This is a genomic window from Brucella sp. 22210 (genome assembly GCF_052045675.1).
GTDB lineage: Bacteria > Pseudomonadota > Alphaproteobacteria > Rhizobiales > Rhizobiaceae > Brucella.
The window spans coordinates 1-571 of sequence record NZ_JBQEPD010000160.1; the positions used below are offsets into that span (position 1 = coordinate 1).

Below are 571 nucleotides of genomic sequence, written 5' to 3' on the forward strand. Positions count from 1 at the left end.
AATATTGTTGGACAGGATGACTGCATGGCCAGCCGTATCGAGAGCCGCACTGCCGCTTTCGAGCACATATTTGCGCGAGACAGTCATATCGGCACCAAACTGCAGTCCGCCGCCAGCCAGGGTCACCGACGAAGCAGAATTGCCGAAGCTGTTTTCCTGCGCAAACGAGACAAATCCCTGCTCAATGCGCCATGGCAAAGTGTTTCCCGACGCACCGGTCAGGGTCAGCGTCTCGGCGCCCGTTTTGGTAACGGATCCAAAGCCGCCATAGCCGCTGCCCATAGCCATGGACATTGCCTGAGTGGCATTCAACACCAGCTTCGTGTCGCCATAGCCCTTGACCCCCCCTTGGATATTCGTTCCAGGACGCAGTTCAAGTGTTGCATTCGAGCCAACGACTTCAATCGCATCGACGGAAGACGAGCCGGGAGCTACAGTGCCGGCATTCACGACATAAGAGCCAGCCCCCATTCGGATACCAACACCTGCAGCACTCGCACGCGAACTGCCACCACCTCTTACACTTCCAAAGTTCTCAAAGCGCGACCCGGAACCGGAAACAACGACACCA

At 56.9% G+C, this 571-nt stretch carries 1 pseudogene; it reads right to left on the reverse strand.

The features are described 5' to 3' along the window. A pseudogene (locus ACTJKP_RS27140) lies at positions 1–471 on the reverse strand (hypothetical protein); the annotation flags it as partial. Positions 472–571: the final 100 nt, after the last annotated feature.